Origin of the sequence: Methanosarcina sp. UBA289 (assembly GCA_002496565.1) — an archaeon.
GTDB lineage: Archaea > Halobacteriota > Methanosarcinia > Methanosarcinales > Methanosarcinaceae > Methanosarcina.
The window spans coordinates 19,250-34,636 of the sequence record DAKJ01000026.1 but is presented as its reverse complement, the minus strand read 5'-3'; the positions used below and the strand labels follow the sequence as shown (position 1 = coordinate 34,636).

The following is a 15,387-nucleotide window of genomic DNA, read 5'->3' as shown; positions in this document are numbered from 1 at the left end:
CCCAAACTTCAAAGTTTTTTGAAAATCCTCTAGGCATAACTGTGAGGTAGAAAATGAGTAAAAATATATGTTTCATCGATGGGTTAGAGGGCATTCTGAAATACAGGGAGGTAGATATTAACCAGCTGGTTGAGCTTTCCTATGATGCCGTTTCCTATCTGCTTATCCAGGGAGAGCTCCCCGGAGATAAGGAACTTGCCGAGTATTCAGCCTGCCTGCATGGGGAGCGTGAAGTCAATAGGGAGGTTCTGGACGTTATCCACATGTGCAATTTCAATATTGATTCTATGGAAGCGCTGCGTACAATAGTTTCTTTTATATCTCAGTTCGATCCGGACATTAACGACAGCTCTCCTGAAGGAAATATGAGAAAAGCCACACGGTTAATTGCCAAGATCCCAACGATAGTTGCTGCGTATTATAGAATCGCAAATGGAAAGGAACCTGTGCCCCCTGATCCCTCTCTCTCCCACGGAGCTAACTTCCTGTATATGATCAGGGGAAGCAAACCAAGTCAGTTGGAAGCTGAGATCATGGAGAAAGACTTCATCCTCAGCGCCGAACACGAATTAAATGCCTCTACTTTTTCTTCAAGAGTTACTGCCTCTACCCTTTCAGACCTCTATTCTGCTGTTGTTTCAGGACTCTGTACCCTTAAAGGTCCTCTGCATGGAGGGGCAAGATCAGAAGTTGTGAACATGATCGAAGAAATTGCCTATCCGGAGAATGCGGAGAAGGTTGTGCTTGAGAAACTCGCAAAGAAAGAAAAGATAATGGGTTTCGGGCATAGAGTATACAAGACTTATGATCCAAGGGGCTTAATCTTTAAGCAGCTTGCCAAGCAACTCGCCGAAGCAAAAGGGGATATGCACTGGTACGAAATAGCGGAAATAATAGAAAATACTGTTGTCTGCGAACTTGTGAAAAAGAAAGGAAAGCCAATTTATCCCAACGTTGATTTCTACTCGGGAGTTGTTTACAAGTATATGGATATTCCCCCTCAACTTGCAACATCAATTTTTGCAATCGGGCGGGTCTCAGGCTGGATAGCTCATTGCTTTGACCAGTATGAGAAGAAAAGGATTATAAGGCCAAGAGCTTTCATGCTTGACGAATGTTAAATGACTTTTTGGTCAAGCACAACCGTTGCGCCGGTTGATCACGCTAAGTCGAGCCTTTGGTCAAGCTTTCCTCAGGAAAGGTTGCGATCAAACCTTTTTTAAAAAGGTTTGCGGACAATCTTTTTATTATCTGACAGCTTTTTGATATCCAGATACCCATGAGTTTTAGAGTTTTCATCGACCAGTTGAAAGAAAACGGAAAACTGGTAGAGATTTCGCATCCCGTTTCTCCGAGGTTCGAGGCTTCGCGAATTGCGAAAAATACAAAAGCTCCTGTTCTTTTCCATAATATTTCGGGTTCAAAAGTCATAATGAACCTTCTTGGATCAAGGGATGAACTGGCTTCCATGCTCGGAGTCCCTAAGGAAGAAATCATAAAAAGACTTTCGAAAGTTTCTCCTGAAGGGGAAGTGCGACTGGTTTCAAAGTCTCCAACCCTTGAGGTAATAGAAAACGAGGTTGACCTGACAAAACTTCCTATTCTTACACATTTTGAGAAAGACGGGGCCCCGTATATAACAGCAGGGATTGTAGTTTCCGAGTATGGAGGCACGATTAACGCTTCCATTCACCGTCTTATGCTTGTAGGAAAAGATAAACTTGCAGTCCGCTTGGTTCCTCCAAGGCATACCTATCTCCTGCACAAAAAAGCTGCCGAAAAAGGCGAATCTCTGCCTGTTGCAATCGTGCTTGGCTGCGACCCGGCAATTATTTACGCGACTTCTACAAGGGTTCCTGTAGGAAAAGAATTCGAATACGCAGCCGCCCTACGAGGAGCTCCTGTTGAGCTTTTTGAGTGTGCAAATGGGGTAAAAGTTCCTCATGCTGAGATTGTGCTTGAAGGTTATATTGATCCTGTAGAGAAGGTTGATGAAGGGCCTTTTGTGGACATTACCGGAACCTATGATGTGGTAAGAAAAGAACCTGTTATTCATATTACCCGAATCATTCACAGAAAAGACCCAATCTATCACGGGATTCTGCCAGCCGGCCCTGAGCATCTCCTTATGATGGGCGTGCCTTACGAACCAAGGATTTACAGGGCTGTCGGGGAGGTTACGACTGTCAAAAACGTTGTGTTGACCGAAGGAGGATGCTGTTATCTCCATGCAGTCGTTCAGATTGAGAAGCAGACTGAAGGGGATGGAAAAAATGCTATTATGGCAGCCTTTGCAGCCCACACGAGCCTTAAGCATGTAGTGGTTGTGGATGAGGATATAAATATTTTTGACCCGAACGATGTTGAGTTTGCAATTGCCACGAGGGTAAAAGGAGATATGGATATTCTGATTATCCCTAATGTCAGGGGCAGTTCTCTGGATCCGCGGGGAGCTCCTGACGGAACGACTACAAAAGTGGGAATTGATGCTACAAAAGTGCTTGTAGAAAAGGAAAATTTTGAAAGGGCCGTAATTCCGGAAGAATAAATAAAGGTTATTTTAAGCATCTGGCAATTACCGAGTGAATTTCAATGTATCTTACAAAAGAAGAAGAGCGAATCTTGAATGGAGAAACCGGAGAGACTCTAAGGCAGGCTATCGAAATCTTGGTGGCTCTTGGAGATATTTACAGTGCAGACAGGCTTATTCCCATCAAAAGCGCCCAGATTGCAGGGGTTTCTTACAAAACTATGGGCGATGCAGGCCTTGAATGGATTTCAGACCTGCAGGGCAAGGTTAAGGTTCCTGCGATTCTGAATCCTGCCGGGATGGATCTGCAAGACTGGAAAAGGCTCAAAATCTCGCCCGATTTTGCGGAAAAACAAAAATTGATTGTTCAGGCATATGAAAAACTGGGAATTCGATGTGAGTGCACATGTACGCCTTATACTCTTGAGGGTTTTGACGCCGGTTACGGCGACCACCTGGCATGGAGCGAATCGTCAGCCGTCTCTTATGCAAATTCTGTACTTGGAGCCAGGACAAACCGGGAAGGTGGACCGTCAGCTCTTTCTGCGGCACTTCTCGGGAAAACTGCTAATTATGGATTCCATCTGGACGAAAACCGTGTGCCTGAGGTCTCATTTGACGTAGAATCTCTATTAAAAGGGTCGGATTATGGTGCACTCGGTTATGTAGCTGGCAAACTTGCAGGTAGCAAAGTACCTGTTTTTCAACTCAGGAATACGCCGGATGCGGATGAGTTAAAAGCACTCGGAGCTGCAATGGCAGCTTCAGGAGCAGTTGCCCTTTACCATGTGGAAGGAGTGACGCCTGAAATTTGTAGAGTGAATTTTGAAGCCCCGGCAGAAAAAATAACTATTGAGAGAAGCCAGCTTGATGAGGTTTATGAGAGCCTGAAAGAAGCCTGCAAAAAACCCGAATTGATAACTATAGGATGTCCTCACTGCTCGGCAAGGGAGCTTGAAAAAGCAGCCGAACTGCTGAGAGGAAAAACGGTTTCAAAAGAGTTCTGGATCTTTACCTCAAGGGAACTTGCAAACCGTTATCCGGAGTATATCAGGACTATCGAGAAAAGCGGAGCTAAGGTTGTCTGCGACACCTGTATGGTAGTTTCTCCTGCTACCAACAGCTATTCCTGCGTTATGGTAAACTCAGGAAAAGCGCTTGCTTACGTGCCAGGGATGTGCGGGGCTGAAGCCGTATACGGAAGTATGGAGGCGTGTGTAGAGGAAGCAGTCGGCCGGACAGAAAACAAGGCAGGTGATTCCAATTAAACTTAAAGGCAGGACAATTTCCAGAGGATGTGCAAAAGGGGAAGTACTACTCTCTAGAGATCCCATTTCCTTCCTTGGCAGTGTAGACCCGAAAACCGGGGTTGTAATTGAAGAAAATCACGCCCTTGAAGGAAAATCAATCCAGAATAAGGTTCTTGTTTTTCCCCATGGAAAAGGCTCTACAGTTGGCTCGTATGTTATGTATCAACTGAAAAAAAACGGAGTCGCCCCTTCAGCGATAATAAATCTGGAAACCGAACCTATAGTTGCAGTTGGAGCTATTATTTCTGAAATCCCACTTGTTGATATGCTTGAGAGAAACCCTTACGAAGTATTAAATGATGGAGACCTTGTTCTGGTTAACGGAAGCAAAGGATATGTTGAGCTTCTCAAACAGGAAACTAATAAACCTGAAAACGATGAAATGAAAGATAATCAGGAAAATTAAAAACGGTAATTTAAGGCCCAAAGGCTGATAGATAAAGCTGAGAATGAATAAATCTGAAACTAAAATCTTAATCTGGGAGATAGGAACTCCAAAATGAACCAGGAAAACCATAAGAAAGGCAAAGGAAAATTCAATGCCGAAGAAACGGTTTCGCGTTTGTACCCTTACATAGTTAGGGTATTTGACGTGTATGAGATCCAGAATTCCGGGGAAGCCCTTTACTTATATGGAACTCCTAAAACCGATGCTGCAAATATTACGGGAGAACTCTGGGAGCCTTTACAGCAATTTGGGTTTGGATGCACGCTAAAGTACGAGCTTGGAGAATATGTACTGCTGGTTTTTCCTGAAAAGAAGAAAAAGGAAAAGACCTGGGTAAACATTGTCCTTTTCATAGCGACATTTTTTACAACCATGGTTTGTGGAGCCTGGATGTCCGGAGCGGACCTCGAAAACGGGCCTTTCCAGCTTTTCCGGGGCTTACCCTTTACCCTTGCGATAATGGCTGTTCTCGGTTCCCATGAAATGGCTCACTATGTAATGGCCAAGTATCATGGAATGGAGGCATCTCTTCCTTATTTCATTCCTTTTCCCACATTTATCGGGACTATGGGAGCGTTAATTCGCTATAAAGGACCTGTGCCTAGCCGAAAAGCACTTTTTGATGTGGGAGTTGCAGGGCCACTGGCAGGTCTGCTCATGTCAGTTGCAGTTACTGTAATAGGACTTAACCTTGAGGCGCCTACAGTAAATCCCTTGACCAATTCTACGATGCTTGATCTCGGCCTGCCTCCCCTTTTCGTGTTTATCCAGAATCTTGTCGGAGCTACAGGAGAAACCCTTCATCCTGTAGCCTTTGCAGGCTGGGTAGGAATGTTCGTAACCCTACTCAACCTTCTTCCTGCAGGGCAACTTGACGGTGGGCACATCCTCAGGGCTATGATGGGTAAAAAAGCGGAGAAGATCTCGTTTCTAATGCCGCGTATTATGTTGTTGATAGGGCTTTATGTAATTTACTGGCTGAAGGAAGATGGATTTATATGGGTTTCCTGGGCTCTTTTACTCTGGATTTTTGCGGCGGCAGGACATCCTTCTCCCCTGCACGACAAAGTAGAACTGGACAAAAAACGTATCTTTATAGGGATCATTACTTTTATCCTGGGCTTACTATGCTTTACTCTGATACCTTTTAAGTCAATTTCCTAAATGAGCTCGGGGTTCTAAAAACGGAGGAAAATAATGGATGTAAACTTCCGGTACAGCAAAAAAAACTCTTACAGCTTTGCAGTCCTTTCGCCTTTACTGCCGGAAGCCGGGTTTGTAGATAGGCCTGTAAACGGGATCATGATTTACAGCTTTACAACGCGCCAGGCCGAAAAGGTATTTCTGGAAGTAAATAATGCAGGCACGAATTCGATTTTTATTGCAGGAGGCCCTCATCCATCTGGATCACCAGAAGAGGCGCTTGAATACTTTGATTATGTCGTAATTGGAGAAGGGGAGGAAACCCTTCCTGAACTTGTGAAAGCGATTTTGGGAAATGGGGATCCACAAAAAGTACCTGGCATTGCATACAGGGACGCGGAAACGGGCAAAGTTATCATAACTCCAAAAAGGCCCTATGCAGACCTTGATTCCTATCCCTGCTTTAATCCTGAAAAACTCAGGGCTCCTATTGAAATTAGCAGGGGATGCCCCTGGGGATGTAAGTACTGCCAGACTCCTAGGCTCTTCGGGAGAGAAGTCAGACACAGAAGCATAGATTCCATTGTGAAAAATGCAGGATATTATAACGATCTTCGCTTCATAGCCTCAAATGCCTTTGGTTACGGCAGTGATGGGATTCACCCCAGGTTTGATAAGGTGGAGAGGTTACTTTCCGCACTGCACAAACTGCCTGATAAGAAAATCTTTTTCGGGACCTTTCCTTCGGAAGTGCGTCCGGAATTCGTAACCGATGAATCTGTTGAGCTTGTGAATAAATACTGCGCAAACGATAGCCTTAGCCTTGGGGCTCAGTCTGGCAGCGACCGAATTTTAAAGGAGATCCAAAGAGGGCATACTGTTGGAGATAGTATTTCAGCAGTTGAGTGTTGTCTGGATCATGAAATCGTTCCTGCGGTTGATTTCATCTTTGGCCTTCCTACCGAAACCGAGGAAGATCAAGAAAAAAGCCTTGACCTTGTCCGCTGGATATGCAAGAAAGGAGGTATTGTAAGGGCTCATTACCTGACTCCCCTTCCAGGAACTCCATATGCATCGGCTGTCCCTGAAGAAGTAAGTGATCAAGTAAGGCGAGAGCTTGGAAAACTTGCCCTTGGCGGTAAACTCACAGGATACTGGGAAAAACCCCGAAAATTTGAAAAAAAGTAAAATTAGAGAAAAAGGAAAATTAAAATATCCAGGTTAAAAGCCTAATCTGGAATTCCAGTCTCAGCTTTAAAACCAGGCCTAACGTTTTGGATTCGATACATCCCTTGATAAATTCAGCACAAGTTATTTGCTAGACAATTCCGCACATATTGTTTGCTTTTAATTCTATTAATAATATTCTTTATCAACTCCATTATCCGAATTTGGTTTTAATTCGATTTTTCTATTTTTTCCAGTCTGTTATCTGGAATATGCTTTTTGTTCCTTATTTTTGACTGAGTCTCATTTTTTGAATTAATTTCTTGATCTTGCACTTTCGATTGATCTTGTACTACCGGCTGTTCCTTTAATCAAATAATACTTCGAGTTTAGCTACTTTTCCAGTTCAGAAAGTGTACGTTTTGAGCTTAGGAGGTTCTCATACTGACATACTTATATTCGGAATGATTTCCCATTTTTAATTCCATATGTAATAAAGTAATTGATGTATTTATAATTTGTTGCTACTAATTTTAAATTTATGCATACCTATCTATAAAGTGCTCTTGAGCGCTACTACTTTTTTGTGAGTGCTTTAAGCTTTCTTTGAAAAAGCTTGATCGCAAGCCTTTTCAAAAAAGGCTTGAGCGAAAACCCCCTAGCGACATTAGGGTTTGAGGAACTTGTCCCCAAACCCTATACGGCGTGATCAACCGGCGCAACGGTTGCGGTACAGCATTTTTGATATTGCGATTTTCTGCGGTTACTAAAGAATTTATTTTAAATGCTTTGTTCAAATTGTATTTGAAGACTTAGTTTACGAAGATATTTATTATTCATTTGGCAGCTGAAGCTTTTTCGGCTCTTATGACCATTTGCAGACCTTCCTGCATGAGTTCTTCTGCTCGTTCTTGCTTTTTTGCTTCGGCAAAGATTCGGAAAATCGGTTCCGTGCCTGATGGGCGGATAAGAACCCAGCCGTCTTCATACCAGATTTTGACTCCGTCGATTGTATCCATTTTAAGTCCAAGGCCTGAGGCTTCGTATTTTACTTTTTCCATTGTGGTATGCGTATTTACAGAAGGTATTTTGGTTTTTGCATTGAAGTATTGAGGTACACTCTTAGCAAGCTCGGAAAGCTTTTTCCCGCCAGCCAAGATTTCTAGGATTTTGGCACAGGCCATTGCTCCATCCCTGCAATACTGGTGTTTGGGGAAAATAAGGCCTCCATTGCCCTCGCCTCCGAAAACCGCATTTACTTCCATCATCTTTCGGGCGACATTGATAGAGCCAACTGCTGTCCAGTAAAGTTCAGCGCCTTCCTCTTTTGCCACATCGGCCATACGTTGCGAAGAACTGACAGGAGTTACTATAGGTCCTTTTTCACGTTCAAGAATATATTTTGCCATCATGGCAAGCAGAACTTCCTCATTTAAGAATTCGCCATTTTCATCCATAAAGACAATTCTATCCGCATCCCCGTCGTGAGCTGCTCCGAGGTCGGCCCCGGTAATTTTTACAAGTTTGGAGAGTTCAGTTAAAGCATCGGGTGTGGGTTCAGGATTTCGCCAGGGGAAAGTCCCATCCGGTTGAGCTTCAAGAGTTAGCACATTGCAACCAAGTTCCCTGAGCAAGAAGGGAAGAGTAAGTGAACCTGCTCCGCAACCTGTATCAACAACTACCTTGAGTTTGCGGCTGCGAATCTTTTCGGCATCTACTGCGTTGATAATATTCCTAATATAATAATCATTGGCACTGGGATCAATTCTAAAACTGCCGGTCTTATCCCAAGATACAATGGAGTATTTTCCTGAAGAGTAAATTTTTTCGATCTCTTTTTCTCCATCCCTAGGAAACTCTGTACCATCTCCAGCGATTAATTTGATCCCGTTATATTCTCTTGGGTTGTGGGAAGCAGTAATAACTATCCCGGCATCAGCATAATCGCGCACATAATACTGAATAGAAGGAGTAGGAAGAGTTCCCACGTCAATTACATTCAGGCCTGTTGAAAGAGCTCCGGCAATTGCGGCAGACTTCAGCATCTGACCTGAAATCCGGGTATCACAGCCTATAGCAACCGTGCCTTTCGAACCCATATATGTACCAAGGCTCCTGGCTAAATTGACAGCCAGTTCTGGATTTATAAATTCATTGGCGATACCACGTACACCATTAGTTCCGAATAATGCCATGTAAGGTCTCCATCTTTGTAATTTGAATGAAAAACTTGGTATTCAGGCAAATCTGCTCTTTAATTTGAATTATTACAGTAAATAAAGCTCTGATACGAAACAAAGCTCTTGTAATAAAAACATTACAACGATTTTAAGATGCCGCTACTTTGAGAAGATTCTCAATTAGAAATAGTGTCCTTTAAGTAAACCCATAAATCCCCTTTTTCAGCTATTTTAAGTTGCCCGATTATAGGGCTGGCAAATACATATATCTTATTAGCTGAAAATCCGTTATTAATGGCTACTGATAAGATAAAATTGATAAAGGAGGCTATAAAAGCAAGAGAAAGTGCGGTCATTGCATTTTCAGGAGGAGTAGACAGTACGACTCTTGCAGCCCTTGCTTTTGAGGTACTTGGGGAAAAGGCCCTTGCCGTAACCATAGATTCCCCGCTTTTTCCAAGGAAACAGCTGGAAACTGCTGTCGAGACAGCCTGTGAAATTGGAATTGAGCACAAAATTATACATTATTCTCAGTTGAGCCTTCCTTATTTTTCCGCAAATACATTAAACAGGTGCTATTTCTGTAAAAAAGCCCTGCTTGAAACCCTGCTGGATTTTGCGGAAAAAGCAGGATACAATGTTGTACTTGAGGGCACAAATTCCTCTGAAATGCTTGGGGAGAACCGTCCTGGGTACAGGGCGGTGCAGGAAGCTGGAGAGAAGGTCTTTTCTCCTTTCGTGGAATTTGACGTGACAAAAGATGAAATCAGGGAGATCGCTTCTGAACTTTCCCTTTCAGCAGCCAGCAGGCCGTCTGCAGCTTGCCTTGCCACTCGTATTCCCTACGGAAAGCCAATAACTGTCGAAGTTCTCCAGAAAATCGAAAAGGCTGAAGAATTTCTCTTTTCCCTGGGGTTTACCCAGTTCAGGGTCAGGGTGCATGAGAACATTGCCCGCATAGAAGTAATTCCAGAGGAATTAGAAAATGCTTTACTAAAAAGAGAGAAAATTTCCAGATATTTAAAATCTCTGGGCTTTGACTACGTAACCCTTGACCTTGAGGGCTTTCGGAGTGGGAGCATGGATGAACCTTATACCTTAAAGAAAGCTTGATTATCTGAAAAAATAATCTGAAAAAATAATTAAGGAAAAATATGACAGACATTCTTATCCGAAGAGCCAGAAAATCAGATCTGCTGGCAATTCAGAGACTCCTATCCACTTACTTTCTTGACATGGAAAAACTTGAAACTGAAGATTTCGTACTGGCTGAAATCAATGGAAAAATTATGGGATGTGCAGCCCTTATAAAATCCGAATCTCACGGTAGAAATTTCCTAGAGATTCATTCTATTGCAGTCCATCCGAACTTCAGAGGAAAAGGGATTGGAACCAGGCTTGTTAAGTACCTTCTAACAACTATCGAGGATCTAAGCTGCGGCTTGTATGTTAGGACAACCGCCCCTATATTTTTTGAAAAATTGAATTTTAAAAAAATAGAGAACTCCGAAAAGTTATCCCTCTGGGAAGACTGCGAAAAATGTGAACATTTTGAGAAGTGCACGCAGCATGTGATGAATTATTCTTATAAATTCTAAACTTCCGGCTCAATTGTTAAGCTCCCTTCCTAGGCTCTCCGAAAAACTATCTAGTGTCGTCTTGTTTTGAAAATCGAGAAATACGAGTCTTTTTCCATGTTCTAAGTTTTTTGATTGATAGGTCAATTGTTGTTAGCTGAAGCGGTATCTAATTTTTACGGTCTTAATTTTTACGACTTTCAAAAAAATGAAAAAGATTTCAAAAGTATTATATATGGGGACAACTTTCATCTAATCTTAGCAACCATCGCAAATAGTTAGGATTTTTACGAAGAAAATTTTCAATGTTTTCCAGGGTGTCTAGCGATGGTAGCCAATTACAAGTAGAATAAATGCTTGATTTATCGATTTTCAATTTTGATAACCTTAGAGGATAAAAAGCACTAAAAGAAATAAAAAAGATGGAAGAGGAATGAGAAATGAAAAAGAAAACTTATTCAATAGTTTTAGCTTCAATATTTATCATATTTTTAATTTTTGTTTCATCTATAGCATCGGCATCTCCTGAACAAAATATGCGAACCACTGCTCCACCACAGATCACAAGTGGAGCCGGCGACCCGTCGGATGACCAGGTTCTATCCGATGAAGTATCTACAGATGGAAACGGTATAGCTACAGAATCTATACAAGCTGCCGCACCCAAGATCGCTGAAACAAGGATCACAACCAATGCATCTGAGCAGTATACCCCTGTTATCTATGGTAACAAGATTGCGTGGGAAGATTATCGTAATGGAAACTGGGATGTATACATTTATGACCTTTCTACTAAAAAGGAAACCTCTACTCTCAATGCATCAAATCAGTATTCTCCAGATATCTACGAGAACAGGGTTGTGTGGACAGATGAGCGTAACGGAAACTCCGAAATCTATCTGCAAGATCTTTCTACTAAAAAGCAAACTCGTATAATCACTAATGAAGTATATAATTGGGACCCTGGAATCTACGGTGACAAGATTGTCTGGACAGGTTATCCGGGTGAAGACTACGAAGGTTACAATATTTACATGTACGACCTTTCCGCTAAAAAGGAACAAATGATAGCTGCCCAAGCATTTTCTCCTGCTATATATGGTAACAGGGTTGTGTGGGTAAACGATAACTTTGGATATAGCGATATCTACATGTACGATCTCTCTACTAAAAAGCAAACTCAAATTACCAATAACGGACTCGCAAACTATCCTGCAATCTATGGTAACAGGATCGTGTGGACGGATTGGCGCAATGAAAACGCTGATATCTACATGTACGACATTTCCACCAAAAAGGAAAAAAGAATAACCACCAATCCATCAGCTTCGTATTCTCCTGCAATCTATGGAAACAGGATTGTGTGGATGGATGATCGCAATGGAAACTGGGATATCTATGTGTACGATCTCGCCACTCGACAGGGGAGTCACACTACCGATAAGTCAGATCAGTGGAGTCCTGATATCTATGGCGACAAGATAGTGTGGATAGATTCCCGCAACGGAAATGCTGATATCTACATGGGCACCCTTTCAACTTCCCCGGTTGCTGCATTCTCTGCATCTCCGACCTCAGGAAAAGCCCCCCTGAAAGTGACATTTACTGACAAGAGTACAGGATCGCCAACTTCATGGAAATGGAGCTTTGGAGATGGAAAATCTTCAACATCTAAGAGTCCTGCATATACTTACAGTAAAGCAGGAAAATATACTGTTAGCTTAACAGTAAAGAATGCAGCCGGAACAAATACGAAAACAATAAAGAATTATATAACTGTAAAAACAGCTCCTGTAAAACCGATTGCTGCTTTTTCTGCAACTCCAACCGCTGGAAAAGCCCCACTAAAGGTGCAGTTTACTGATAAAAGTACCAATAGTCCAACTTCTTGGAAATGGAGTTTTGGAGACGGAACATATTCAACAGCAAAGAGTCCTGCGCATACATACAGTAAAAAAGGAAAGTACACTGTGAGCTTGACAGTAAAGAATGCTGCGGGAAGTAACACTAAAACTATATCTGGATATGTAATAGTTAAAAGCAAATGAATATCGTAAATTGAAAAACAAATAAAAAGGGCAAGACTAAAGGACAGTGGGGGATTCACATATTTAATCTGTAGATTCAAAATTTTCTGCCTTCTTTTGGTTTGATTTGGCGGCCATTACTTTGAATATTTATTTCATGTATGTTTTTCCATTAACTGACTATATCAGAAACTTTAAAAATCTAAAAAAGTTTAAACATAATCAACACAGGTTGACGAAACATTATTTTACGAAAAAAGATAATGAAGCACCTTATGCTCACCCTTGGGATAGTAAATACCTACGATAAGATCAAAATTCTCGATGCGCATTATCGGGCAATTGCAAGAGCTGCTCCAATCTGTCATGCTTTTGGATTTCACCTTGCCCTTTATGATTTCCCTTTCAAGATGACCGCAGAAGAACTGGTGGCTTATGTGATGGAAAAGACCACAATCGGGGAATCGGGAAGTTATCTCAAAATCCTTTATGAAAAAAACCATCTGTCAGTATCCGATCTTCCAAAGAAGGGGTTCCCTTCTCAGTTTGGGGAAATTGTAATCACTACCTCAAAACCTGACCCAAAAAGACAGGTTACACCCATAAAGATTGCCGAGGAAGCCCTTCGAAATCGCTCTTTTCTGTTTCTTGTAGGGCTCGGGCATAAAGGGCTTCCAAAAGAGCTCTTTGAGAGAGGAAAATACCATCTTGACATTACTTCCAAAGGGCTTTCTCTTGAGACCTGCACAGCAATAGGTGCGATTCCGGCCTACCTTTCAGGACTCATGGCAAACCTTGAAACGAAAAAATAGATTTCTGGCGCAAATTTCTGAAATTGAAAACTGGGGGTTATTCCACTTATTCGCTCAAATAATTTGGTTTAACTAAAAGAATTTCGAATTAATTTAAAGAAATTCCGGAACCGATATATATTACAATTGACAATTAATACTTGTTGTGGGTAAGAACAACGCTTGTTGCGCTGTTGTGGGGTTTTTAGCCCAAAGGAATACAACCTATCCTGCTTTTAGGTTTTGTCCAGAAGGATTGAAGGCTAACCTTATCGCAGGAATTTGTACACAGGGATTTAGAGAATGATTTTGATTAAAATTCCTGGGAAGAATTTTGGGAATTCTAACCTGCACTCAATTGCCGCTTCCGAAAAAGGCTGGGAACTTTTACCCTGATTGCAGGGCCCTTGTATCCAGAAGGACTAACTCTAACCCGCATTTAAGCGCAAACCTTGAAGAGACAGGAGGAAAATTTATGAGTGAATTAAAGCACGAACACAGAAAAAGAAACGAATATGGATGTAAGCGCCAGGAAAGCGGTTATCATGCCGTTGTAAAAGGCCGTACCGACAACCTGGACTCGGATGAATTAGACCTTTACCGCTTTATGATAGGCGGGGTGCAGGGTAAATAACCTGCAAAACCTTTTTTTATTTCTCGTTCGTAAAAAAGAAGCATGTACGACGTATATGCGGTCCGTGAAGATTTTCCTGTTTTAAAAGAAGTCGTGTACCTTGACAGCACGGCAACTACTCAGACGCCGATACCTGCAGTTGAAGCAATGGTCGAGTATTTTTACAGGTATGCTGGCAATCACGGGAGAGGAGCCCATCGTCTGGCCAGGGAGGCTACAAACCGCTACGAAGACGCAAGGGAGACTGTTGCTCGTTTCTTAAACGCAGAACCTTCAAAGACTGTTTTTACGAAAAATACCACTGAAGGAATCAATCTTATTGCAAACAGTTACCCCTGGGAGCCCGGGGACCATATTGTTACAACCGTGCTCGAACATCATTCTAATCTCCTTCCCTGGCTACGCCTGCAGAAAAAAGGAGTACAGGTTACGGTTGTAAGTCCAAACAGTGAGGGCAAAATCGATATCTCTTCGGTAGAGAAAGCTTTTACCGAGAAAACCAAGCTAGTTGCCATAAATCAGGTTTCAAATGTCTTCGGTTCCGTCCAGGATGTAAAAAGTATTACCAAACTTGCTCACCGATACGGCATAAAAGTTCTTATCGACGGCGCTCAATCTGCCGGACATATGCCAGTCAGCCTTAAAGACCTGAACTGTGATTTTTTTGCAACTGCAGGGCATAAAGGCCTGCTTGGACCGCAGGGCACTGGCGTACTCTATATCAAAGAACCGGATGTGCTCGATAGTGCCTCAGTTGGAGGAGGTACGGTTTCGGATGTTGAAGGATATACTTACGTGCTGGAACCTTCTCCTGCCTGTTTTGAAGCCGGCACTCCGAATATTCCTGGAGTTATAGGGTTAGGAAGAGCAGTTGAATATGTTGAAAAAATAGGAATTCCGGAAATCGAAGCACAGGAATTAAAATTGTCCAGGGGGGCTGCAAAAAGACTATCCGAACTCGAACATGTAGAGGTCTACGGGCCTGAAGACAGAGCAGGAGTAGTACCTTTTAACGTAAAAGGGCTTCACGCTCATGATGTCGCCTTGATCCTCGACCAGACAAGAAAAATCTGTGTCAGGAGCGGGCATCACTGTGCAATCCCTACTATTCGTTTCCTGAATGTGGACAGCACTGTAAGAGCTTCTTTTGCACTTTATAATACCGAAGAAGAAGTGGATATACTGGTAAATACAGTTGCTGGGCTTAAGGCACTTGTTTCTTGAAACCAAGCCTTTTTAAAAAAGGCTTGAGCGAAAACCCCTTGCAGCAGCATGGCCAACAGATGCTCTTTTCGCTCTGCTGCGCTTCGCTCAAGAGGGGCAATTTATGGTCAAGATAAATTGATCTCCAACTCGCTCAGGACTCATTTATTTAAATTTCATTTTTAGGGGTAAAGGAAACTGTTTTTAATCAATGCAACATTTTTCACTTGAATTAATGCTGATTTGTGCAGATTTTATTCCCCATCTCTTAAACTTTTATTCCATCATCTTAATAATTTAATTTTTAAAATAAGCTACTATTCTGTCTTGTGAGATTAGATGGTCTGTATTACGTAAAACAGAGTGGAGAAACTGTA

13 protein-coding genes are annotated in these 15,387 nt (G+C 42.2%); 12 read left to right on the top strand and 1 reads right to left on the bottom strand.

The genetic code is table 11. The features are described 5' to 3' along the window. Positions 1–53: 53 nt before the first annotated feature. From BP549_RS14430 to BP549_RS14405, 6 genes are all read left to right on the top strand, one after another. Positions 54–1,121: a citrate/2-methylcitrate synthase gene (locus BP549_RS14430; protein WP_292381787.1), complete on the top strand. Its 1,068-nt coding sequence runs from the start codon at positions 54–56 to the stop codon at positions 1,119–1,121. 158 nt (positions 1,122–1,279) lie between these two features. Continuing rightward, entirely contained in the window at positions 1,280–2,548 is a 1,269-nt protein-coding gene (locus BP549_RS14425) for a UbiD family decarboxylase (protein WP_292373878.1), read from the top strand. A 44-nt stretch (positions 2,549–2,592) separates the two neighbouring features. Continuing rightward, positions 2,593–3,798, top strand: a complete 1,206-nt coding sequence (locus tag BP549_RS14420) for an aconitase X (RefSeq protein WP_292381785.1) — start codon at positions 2,593–2,595, stop codon at positions 3,796–3,798. After that, entirely contained in the window at positions 3,785–4,246 is a 462-nt protein-coding gene (locus BP549_RS14415) for a DUF126 domain-containing protein (RefSeq protein ID WP_292373876.1), read from the top strand. Before BP549_RS14420 ends, BP549_RS14415 begins: the two co-directional genes overlap by 14 nt. A gap of 93 nt (positions 4,247–4,339) precedes the next feature. Next, positions 4,340–5,452 carry a site-2 protease family protein gene (locus BP549_RS14410; protein ID WP_292381783.1) on the top strand — a complete coding sequence of 371 codons (1,113 nt, stop codon included), beginning with the start codon at positions 4,340–4,342 and terminating at the stop codon, positions 5,450–5,452. Between the two features lie 33 nt (positions 5,453–5,485). Beyond that, complete coding sequence (locus BP549_RS14405) at positions 5,486–6,619, top strand: TIGR04013 family B12-binding domain/radical SAM domain-containing protein (protein ID WP_292381781.1); 1,134 nt, start codon at positions 5,486–5,488, stop codon at positions 6,617–6,619. Between the two features lie 815 nt (positions 6,620–7,434). On the opposite strand, the gene glmM is transcribed toward BP549_RS14405, so the two are convergent. Then, the gene (gene glmM, locus BP549_RS14400; RefSeq protein ID WP_292381778.1) at positions 7,435–8,793 is read right to left on the bottom strand and encodes a phosphoglucosamine mutase; all 1,359 of its coding nucleotides are present in this window, start codon (positions 8,791–8,793) and stop codon (positions 7,435–7,437) included. Between the two features lie 279 nt (positions 8,794–9,072). On the opposite strand from glmM, the gene larE reads away from it, so the two are divergent. The 6 genes from larE (at position 9,073) to BP549_RS14370 (ending at position 15,031) form a co-directional block, all read left to right on the top strand. Continuing rightward, entirely contained in the window at positions 9,073–9,891 is an 819-nt protein-coding gene (gene larE, locus BP549_RS14395; protein ID WP_292373870.1) for an ATP-dependent sacrificial sulfur transferase LarE, read from the top strand. Positions 9,892–9,932: 41 nt separating this feature from the next. Continuing rightward, the gene (locus tag BP549_RS14390; protein ID WP_292373868.1) at positions 9,933–10,376 is read left to right on the top strand and encodes a GNAT family N-acetyltransferase; all 444 of its coding nucleotides are present in this window, start codon (positions 9,933–9,935) and stop codon (positions 10,374–10,376) included. Positions 10,377–10,795: 419 nt separating this feature from the next. Next, positions 10,796–12,403, top strand: a complete 1,608-nt coding sequence (locus BP549_RS14385; protein ID WP_292373866.1) for a PKD domain-containing protein — start codon at positions 10,796–10,798, stop codon at positions 12,401–12,403. Between the two features lie 242 nt (positions 12,404–12,645). Next, positions 12,646–13,194: a DUF531 domain-containing protein gene (locus BP549_RS14380; protein ID WP_292381775.1), complete on the top strand. Its 549-nt coding sequence runs from the start codon at positions 12,646–12,648 to the stop codon at positions 13,192–13,194. A 313-nt stretch (positions 13,195–13,507) separates the two neighbouring features. Further along, positions 13,508–13,807 (top strand): hypothetical protein, encoded by a 300-nt coding sequence (locus BP549_RS14375; protein ID WP_292381773.1) that lies wholly within the window; start codon positions 13,508–13,510, stop codon positions 13,805–13,807. Between the two features lie 42 nt (positions 13,808–13,849). Further along, the gene (locus BP549_RS14370) at positions 13,850–15,031 is read left to right on the top strand and encodes a cysteine desulfurase (RefSeq protein ID WP_292381770.1); all 1,182 of its coding nucleotides are present in this window, start codon (positions 13,850–13,852) and stop codon (positions 15,029–15,031) included. Positions 15,032–15,387: the final 356 nt, after the last annotated feature.

Bases quoted from the DNA above. Each gene is read 5' to 3' on its own strand.
- BP549_RS14380 (WP_292381775.1), top strand. From the start codon at position 12,646: ATGAAGCACCTTATGCTCACCCTTGGGATAGTAAATACCTACGATAAG.
- BP549_RS14390 (WP_292373868.1), top strand. From the start codon at position 9,933: ATGACAGACATTCTTATCCGAAGAGCCAGAAAATCAGATCTGCTGGCA.
- BP549_RS14420 (WP_292381785.1), top strand. From the start codon at position 2,593: ATGTATCTTACAAAAGAAGAAGAGCGAATCTTGAATGGAGAAACCGGA.
- BP549_RS14370 (WP_292381770.1), top strand. From the start codon at position 13,850: ATGTACGACGTATATGCGGTCCGTGAAGATTTTCCTGTTTTAAAAGAA.
- BP549_RS14410 (WP_292381783.1), top strand. From the start codon at position 4,340: ATGAACCAGGAAAACCATAAGAAAGGCAAAGGAAAATTCAATGCCGAA.
- BP549_RS14385 (WP_292373866.1), top strand. From the start codon at position 10,796: ATGAAAAAGAAAACTTATTCAATAGTTTTAGCTTCAATATTTATCATA.
- BP549_RS14425 (WP_292373878.1), top strand. From the start codon at position 1,280: ATGAGTTTTAGAGTTTTCATCGACCAGTTGAAAGAAAACGGAAAACTG.
- BP549_RS14405 (WP_292381781.1), top strand. From the start codon at position 5,486: ATGGATGTAAACTTCCGGTACAGCAAAAAAAACTCTTACAGCTTTGCA.
- BP549_RS14430 (WP_292381787.1), top strand. From the start codon at position 54: ATGAGTAAAAATATATGTTTCATCGATGGGTTAGAGGGCATTCTGAAA.
- larE (WP_292373870.1), top strand. From the start codon at position 9,073: ATGGCTACTGATAAGATAAAATTGATAAAGGAGGCTATAAAAGCAAGA.
- glmM (WP_292381778.1), bottom strand. From the start codon at position 8,793: ATGGCATTATTCGGAACTAATGGTGTACGTGGTATCGCCAATGAATTT.